Annotated in this window: 9 protein-coding genes; all 9 read right to left on the minus strand. The window is 48.2% G+C overall.

Annotated elements, in window-relative coordinates; genetic code table 11:
• Window positions 1–56: 56 nt before the first annotated feature.
• The 9 genes from B7L70_RS11165 to B7L70_RS11205 all read right to left on the minus strand — a co-directional run bounded on the left by B7L70_RS11165 (window position 57) and on the right by B7L70_RS11205 (window position 7,455).
• Window positions 57–1,088 (minus strand): ATP-binding protein, encoded by a 1,032-nt coding sequence (locus B7L70_RS11165; RefSeq protein ID WP_369907350.1) that lies wholly within the window; start codon window positions 1,086–1,088, stop codon window positions 57–59.
• A 172-nt stretch (window positions 1,089–1,260) separates the two neighbouring features.
• A complete protein-coding gene (locus B7L70_RS13585; RefSeq protein WP_162009167.1) occupies window positions 1,261–1,533 on the minus strand; it encodes a hypothetical protein in 273 nt (90 codons plus the stop codon).
• A gap of 166 nt (window positions 1,534–1,699) precedes the next feature.
• Entirely contained in the window at window positions 1,700–2,359 is a 660-nt protein-coding gene (locus B7L70_RS11175; RefSeq protein ID WP_081228260.1) for a hypothetical protein, read from the minus strand.
• 72 nt (window positions 2,360–2,431) lie between these two features.
• Window positions 2,432–3,388 carry a hypothetical protein gene (locus tag B7L70_RS11180; RefSeq protein ID WP_081228261.1) on the minus strand — a complete coding sequence of 319 codons (957 nt, stop codon included), beginning with the start codon at window positions 3,386–3,388 and terminating at the stop codon, window positions 2,432–2,434.
• Window positions 3,389–3,423: 35 nt separating this feature from the next.
• On the minus strand, window positions 3,424–3,987 hold the full coding sequence (locus tag B7L70_RS11185) for a hypothetical protein (RefSeq protein ID WP_101940284.1): 564 nt from the start codon (window positions 3,985–3,987) through the stop codon (window positions 3,424–3,426).
• 27 nt (window positions 3,988–4,014) lie between these two features.
• Entirely contained in the window at window positions 4,015–4,902 is an 888-nt protein-coding gene (locus B7L70_RS11190; protein ID WP_238376225.1) for an ATP-binding protein, read from the minus strand.
• Between the two features lie 104 nt (window positions 4,903–5,006).
• Window positions 5,007–6,017 (minus strand): ATP-binding protein, encoded by a 1,011-nt coding sequence (locus tag B7L70_RS11195; protein WP_081228263.1) that lies wholly within the window; start codon window positions 6,015–6,017, stop codon window positions 5,007–5,009.
• Window positions 6,014–7,024, minus strand: coding sequence for an ATP-binding protein (locus B7L70_RS11200; protein WP_081228264.1), 1,011 nt, complete (start codon window positions 7,022–7,024; stop codon window positions 6,014–6,016). The genes B7L70_RS11195 and B7L70_RS11200 overlap by 4 nt, the downstream gene beginning before the upstream one ends.
• Before the next feature lie 158 nt (window positions 7,025–7,182).
• Window positions 7,183–7,455, minus strand: coding sequence for a hypothetical protein (locus B7L70_RS11205; RefSeq protein ID WP_081228265.1), 273 nt, complete (start codon window positions 7,453–7,455; stop codon window positions 7,183–7,185).
• Window positions 7,456–7,742: the final 287 nt, after the last annotated feature.

The raw sequence follows: 7,742 nt of genomic DNA on the forward strand, positions 1-7,742 counted from the left end.
GTGTTAATGCATCTACTGTGCTCATTGCTGGTGTGCTGGGTAAAGGGACTGAGCATCTAAGCTGTGGATACTTCCTGCAAAGCTTTCCTAACTGCTTCTCTATGCAGAGGTGTTTGCCAAGCTATGTACTTGCCTATGCCTAGCTCAAGGTCTTTCTGGGGCGGTGGCTGGTCTACCCATAGCTCTGGGTCTCTATAGGTTATGGAGCTTATGATTAGGTTAAGCTCTATGAGCTTCTGCATCAGTGGTAGCTTCTCTTTAGCTGGCAGGGTATCGGGGTTCTCAACTGCTTCCAGTAACCACTTCCTCTCCTCAGCACTGAGCGAAAGAATAAATGTGTCTAGATCTTTAGAGGTTATGATGTTCTTTATCGCCTCATCCATACTCCACCTCGCTTGGTATAGCTTTGCAAGCATCCCCGGGTTTCCACCGGTAAGTCTCCAAACCTCTTCGAAGCTGGGCTTCGGCTCAGGGATCTGCCTATATAGCTTCTCAAAGCCTTCTCTAGACATGTTCCACATAGGCATCATCCAAGCCCATCTATGCCTACCAATCTCGGCTCTTGACAAACCCTCGCTAGTAGCAACAATAATCACAATGTTTTCGTAGCTGTACTGGGGATGCTCAATCATGTTCAGAAGCCCCTTAACGTACGCTGCCGCATACCTTAACCCAATTGCTTGGAACACATCATCAGCTATGATAGCCACCCTCGCCTTCCTCACCTTGAGCAAGTCCCTCACAAAATCGAATAGCGCCCACGCAATACGGCCCACAGCATCTTCGGCCAGGGCTTTCCGAGCAAATTCTAGGAAAGCCTCCTTGACGCTTGGTATAGAGACTTCTGCATGGACAAGCCTATCCAGGGGATGGATGTAGAATACCTCATAACCCCCCTCACTCAAAACCTCAGCTGCCTGCCTAAGCCAAGCAGATTTACCACAACCCTCAGGGCCAAAAACAACTACTGGGAACCTCGTACCTCTCTCACCCCACTCCAACACCTGCTGAATAGCTCTATCCCTATCAACAAACTCAATATCTAGCCCAGGAACAAAGCTGAGCCTAACCCTCCTCACCCTAGGCATCCCCAGTCTAAAGTAGGTAGATCTTAGCCTCCATCAGTTTCCCGTGACCGGATCCACTTCAAGGCCTAGTGCCTCGAGGGTCGTGGAGCTGTTTGGGTCTTCGTAATCATTTGTGGTATTTATATTCATTGGTGTCTTAGACATCAAAATTTATAAGGTGGTGGTTTCTGAATTAATCGGTTACCCCGAGTTTCCAAGACCCGCAGAGGCTGGGAACCGCGGGCGACCGTTGGGGAGCCACTGCGGTGAGGGGGCCCGGGGAGACCGTCGAGAAGGAGACGGTGGGTAAACAAACCACCGTCTCCGGAGAGACGGTTACTGCACCCATAAGTACTATGTTTACAACATCTTCCGACATCAGTATATGCGTATATGCCTTCCTGTCCATGGCCTCTACGATGCCTATGCATTCGTCGAGTTCCACGGTGCCCTTGCTCCTCAGCAATCCTCCTAGGAACCACGGTTAGGGTAACACCCATGTCAACAAGCGCCCTAGCGGTTACGTGCCTACCCGTATTGGGATTCCTAATCACCGCCTCAACCCAGGTGAGGCCCATACGTATCACCTAAGGGTTTGTTTTGGGAATATAATTGCGTGTTGTTGCTTGGCGTCATGCTGCTTCCAGGGCTTTTCTGAGTTCTTCTGGGGATCTTGCGGTTGTTACGGCCTTGTTTTCCTCCTCGTTTTCCTCTAGTGCCACCATGAACGTTAATGTGTAGAGTTCTAGTTCATCAGTCAGTTCCCTAATTTCATTTGCTATAGACTCTAGCTTTTCTCGGGTTTTAGCATTGAGACTCGCTATTAGTAGGAGTGTTAGCGCTGTTAATATTACGGCGTATCTGTACGCGTCCTCGGGGCTTTCCGCGGCGAAGTTTAGGAGCATTGTTGTGAATTTGTCGAAGTTTTCCCTGATTTGGCGGAGCTTCCACAATTCGTGTTCTAGTATGATCTCCATGGGGTCCTCGATGTCAATGCCAAACTCCTTGAATTTGCCCCTGACGTGCTCGCAGGTTTCCCTCAACTTGTCCTCGGAGATCGTGAGCGCTGCGTCTTGGGAGAGCATGTTTAGGAGGTAGAGGAACTTCGTGTCGTTTAGTAGCTTCTGGGCTTCCTCCTCAGCGGCTTCAGGCTCGTTTAATACGTGCTCGATATAGGGCCTGGTGTACTCTAGGAATGTATTGTATAGGTGGGTTTTCATTAATGTGCCGTAGAGTGTCTGTGTGGGTGATGGGGATGGTGGGGGTATGGCTAGGGCTACCTGGCTTCTCATTACCCTGTCACTGCATTCCTAAGTTTAAAATTTCCCGATAATGTTTTCCGGCCCGTGGCGTAGACAGGGGCTTCACGCCAGTCTTTGTCTTAGTTCTTCCTCTAGTGTTTCTATGTAGTCTTGCCAGTCTATGTATCCTTTTTCCTGGATTATTCTTTGTGCCCCCTTGCTTGCCGTCTCTCTCATCGCTTCCGTCAATATATTCTTCAGTCCTGCTATTGCGTTTCTGTGGTTTTGCGTTGATGGTGATGAAGCCCTCGGGATTAATTGTACCGCGTTTTCGTTTGGTCTAAGCGTCACTATGTAATACCTCTCTAGGTATTTCCGTAATCCTAATGCTACGTCTTTAATGATTCTCCTCATGCCATGAAGTCCCACTAACTTCCCTAGTCCAGGTGGTGGTAATCTGTAGAGGTCTCTCGTTATTTGCCTAATCCATGGCTTATACCACAACGGTATTGCATTTTCTGGTGCGAAACTATAATTATGTATTGCATTTACTCTGGCCGTGACTCTCCAGAGTGGGTATGTTCTTACTCCCGTGTATGTTGCTACCTTAAGCTCTACGTAGTGCATTTCCGCAATTAATTCCTCAATGACCGCTCTCATCTTTTCGTACTCCACATCGAATAGTTTATAGAAGCTATCAATGACCTCATCTCCGATATAGCCTCTGGGTTCAGCAAGAACCTCTAACCCCTCGTTGATTATTCCCGCTCGCTCTGGTACGTATTCGTTAGCGTACATATCTATATCAATTCCTAGCTTAGCCTTACCTAGCTTGCCGTTTAATGTTGCTGTTATTCCATCCCACTTTTTGCCCCTAAATTCCCTAGCAAGGTTATTTACAATGTCGATATCGACGTGACGACCAAGCTCTATATCCACCTTTTCACCATTCACGTACGCCGTGTCTGGAGCACCCCTCCATGCACGGGCTTCCATAATCTCAAAATCACCAATCCTCTTCAAAGCAATCGCTAAAGCTAGACCTAAGGCTATGGTTATTCGTCTTTGGCTTGTTGGCATCAGCCCTGTCCGTGGTTTTAATATTTTTATCCCTATCATATTGGTAACAATGCAATTTCCTTTATTCCAAATTCACGTAATGCATTCAAAAATTCTCTATTGTGTCTTTTTAATCTAACAGTCATTAATGGACTTTCGACGTTTTCAATTAAGCCTTGGTATCGTATGACTATATCGTCTTGTCCTAACCGAATGTTGAATAGTCCACGCAGTATACTCATTACGTGTCTCCTTAACTGATCCCTTGCATTTTCAAGACTGCTCTCGGGTATCACTATCACTAGTATGACTCTATCACTTATATTTAAGCTTTCTAACGTTTCTTTTACCTTACGGGACAAGCCTCTGCCTAGGGATGCTCCTGTGGTTAGAGATAGTTTAACCTCCACTGCGTATTTATTAGTACCCGTGTCTGCATAAGCATCCACTCTTCGGCTCGTACCAGAGACTTGCGGGTCCTCTGTGCATGTGTATTTTATGCTCGTCGGATTGCCAAAGGCTTTGAGCAGTTTTGATATCATCTCTTCTTTGTGTGTTTCGTAAAAGTTCTTATGGTCTTTGTCGTATTTCTTTAGGCATTCTTCAATCAATTCCTCCATAATCGATTGTAGATTACCCATACTTAGTTACGTGGTTTCCTTCAGTGCCCTCCTTACTGCTTCTCTGTGTATTGGTGTTTGCCATGCTACGTCCTTCCCAATACCGAGTTCGGGATCCCTCTCCAGTGGTGGTTGGTCTACCCAGAATATTTGCTCTCTCTCGTATATGTTGTAAACGATTAGGTTCCTCTCCACAAGCTGCCTAATCAATTCCTCGGGTACGTCAGGGCTCCACAGCGCCTCTGGATCATTAACAACCTTCTCAAGCCAAACCCTCCACCTAGCTATGAAGCCCGGCGTTAGCCTCTTCTCCCTAATGAGTTGTGCCACCACGGCATCCCTACTCCACCCAGCCATATATAGTTCACGGAGTACATTTGGGTTCCCACCAGCCCATTTCCAAACCTCGTTGAATGGTGGTTTCGGTCCGGGCACCTTCTCGTATAACTGTTGGAAGCCCTCCCTCGGCATGTTCCACATGGGCATTATATGAGCCCACCTATGGCGGCCGATTTCGCTCCTTGATAAGTCCTCACTTGTTGCGATTAGTATGACTATTTTCTCGTAATCATAAACGGGGTGCTCGATCATGTTTAGGAGGCCCTTGACGTAAGCAGCCGCATTGTCCAAGCCAATGGCTTGGAAGACATCGTCAGCGATAACAGCCACCCTCCTCTTCCTCCTTCTCAACAACTCCCTCACCAAGTCGAATACGGCTAGGGCGATCCTACCCCATTTCTCATCCGCCAGCGTCTGCCGGGCCAGGTCGAGGAAGAGGGACTTAACGTCTGGCTCGTCAACCTCAGCCATGAAGACCCTATCGAGTGGGTGAAGATAGAGTACGTTATAATCAAGTTCCCTGAGCGTCTCGACGGTTTGCCTTAGGAATGCCGTTTTACCACACCTCGGGCCCAAAGATTACCACTGGGTACCACGTGCTCTTATTAGCCCAATCCTCAACGCCACATCCCTATCAACAAACTCAATATCCAGGTCAGCAAACCTAACTGTAATCCTCCTCATGCAGATGCCTCCCTAAGTGCCTGCCTAACGGCTTCCCTATGCAGCGGCGTCTGCCAGGCAATGTACCTACCAATACCAAGCTCTTGATCCCTCTCCGGTGGTGGCTCGTCGACCCAGAATTGTCGTTCTCTATAGTGCATGTTGTAGATTATGAGGTTCTTCCCAACCAACCACCTCAGTAAATCCTCAGGCGCACCCCTACCCCAGAGTTTGTCCGGGTCCTCGACCGCCTCCTCAAGCCAAGCCCTCCATTTCCTGATGATGTCCGCTGTCAGGTACTTATCATTCATCAACTTCCTCACCGCATCACCAACACGCCAACCATTCCTATACAACTCCGCAAGCTTGTCGGGATTCCCACCCGTTAATTTCCAGACCTCCCCAAACGGTGGTTTATCACCTGGAATCCTCCCATAAAGTTGCTCAAAGCCCTCCCTCGGCATATTCCACATTGGCATTATGTCAGCCCACCTGTGCCTACCGATTTCCTCCCTCGACAATCCCTCACTAGTCGCCACCAGTACTACCATGTTTTCGTAATCGTACTGCGGATGCTCAATCATGTTGAGCAACCCCTTAACGTAGGCCGCAGCCTTATCCACACCAATTACCTGGAACACGTCATCCGCGATCACGGCTATCCTACCCCTCCTAACACTCAATACCCTATTCACGAAGTCGAAGACTGCCCAGGCAATCCTACCAAGGGCATTCTCGGCAAGAGCCTCCCTCACGAACTCCAGGAATGCCCTCTTAATATCCGGAAATGACACGTCGGCATCAAACACATAACCCAATGGGTTCAGGTAAAACACCTCGTAACCAAGATCCCTAAGTATGGCGGCGGCTTGCTTGAGTAGTGCGGATTTACCACAGCCCTCTGGTCCATAAATGACTATGGGATGCCAGGTGCCTCTCTCACCCCAATCAATCACCTGTTTAATCGCCCAATCCCTATCGGTGAACTCGACATCCAAGTTCGCAAACCTAACCGTGACCCTCCTCATCCCACTTCACCGAGTACCCGTTTAACCGCTTCCCTATGTATTGGTGTCTGCCATGCAATGTATTTTCCAATGCCCAGCTCTAGGTTATTCTCTGGCGGTGGTTCATCAACCCATAGGTAATCATACCTACCCATGACCTCGATCATGAGGTTCATACCCACTAATTTACTTAACAAGTCCATCCTCTCCCTATCAAATAGTGTGTCAGGATCACCCACAGCCTCCTCAAGCCAAGCCCTCTCCGTGGGTGTTAACGACCTTATAGTAAACATAAGCCCCCTCTGCTCAAGAAACGCCCTCACGGCGTCATCCCATCTCCAATTATTCTCGTAGAGCATGGCCAAGGCACTTGGGTTCCCACCGGTTAGTCTCCAAACATCCTCAAACGGTGGTTTCTCTCCAGGTAATGCCTCATACAACTGCCTAAAACTCTCCCTCGGCATATTCCACATCATCATCAAACGACCCCACCTATGACGACCGATCTCCCTCCTCGACAAGCCCTCACTGGTCGTAGCGATAGCGACGATTCTCTCGTAACTCCTTGGCGGGTACTCGATGAGGTTTAGTAGGTTTTTAACGTAGAGGCTTGCCTTATCGATGCCTATCGCCTGGAAGGCTTCATCAACCAACACGGCAACCCTCCCTTTACCCCACCTCTCGAGTAACTCCCTAACGACGTCTATGGCCAATATGGCTAGTTTCAATTGAGCCACACCTGAAGCTTCGGACATAGCGTCAATGAGCCTCTTGACAACATCTGTTACGTCTGTATGGGCTATGAAGTCCATGTGCGCAACATCGACATAGATGGCATCGTAACCAAGCTCCCTAAGTATGGCTGCCGCCTGCTTAAGGAAAGCGGACTTACCACAACCCTCAGGGCCAAAAATTACCACGGGGCGTATCGTGCTTCTTTCACCCCATTCAATCACTTGTCGAATAGCCCTGTCCCTATCCGTAAACTCAACGTCGAGGTTTGCAAACTTTACCCTGACCCTCCTCATGCCTATTACTAAAAGTCCCGATGGTCTACGGACGCTCCTTCATTAATGATCCTGTAGGCTTTAATTCACAACCAACTCCAATTGTAAAGGGTTCGTTAATATTGTAATAATAACTTATAGATATCGTCATCGCTGAGGGGAGTAATTCCTTAAACTCACTAAAATTCAATAAGTAATTTGCTTATTCCGATTACCTCAAGTGCTGTGACCTCGCCAGTATCCTCCTCGGTGAACAGCGTGACGGGCATCTTGAGCGGCAATGGTTCACCGACCTCGACACCCCTAGGTTCCCTGAACCTAATGAACAGTAAATCGTGCTCCGTATCCAAGTAAGTCTCGATAATATCTCTCGGCAGTTTAACCCCAGTTCTCTCCTCAATCAACCTCAGTAGCTCCTTGAGATCAATATCGAGTAAGGATTTCGCAACCATCGGGTAGCCCTATATTGTATGCTGTCACGACATCTTTTCTTACGACTATGACACATAAAAATTTATCATTAAGTTTCCGTAAATAACGTCGTCTAAGTCCCTGGTCTGTGTTTTCGTGTTTGTGTTCCCTAGTTGTTACGGCTGTACCCTGTGCATTAGTGGTGTGTTTAGCCACTGTATCCCCATTGCAATTATTTCCCAGACCCTGAACACCCTGTTTAGGGCCCTACCCAGTTTCTCGGCTAGCCTAAGCCCGAGGATGAAGGCCAGGAACCTAACACTCCTCA

The sequence above is a fragment of the Vulcanisaeta sp. EB80 genome, from assembly GCF_002078205.2.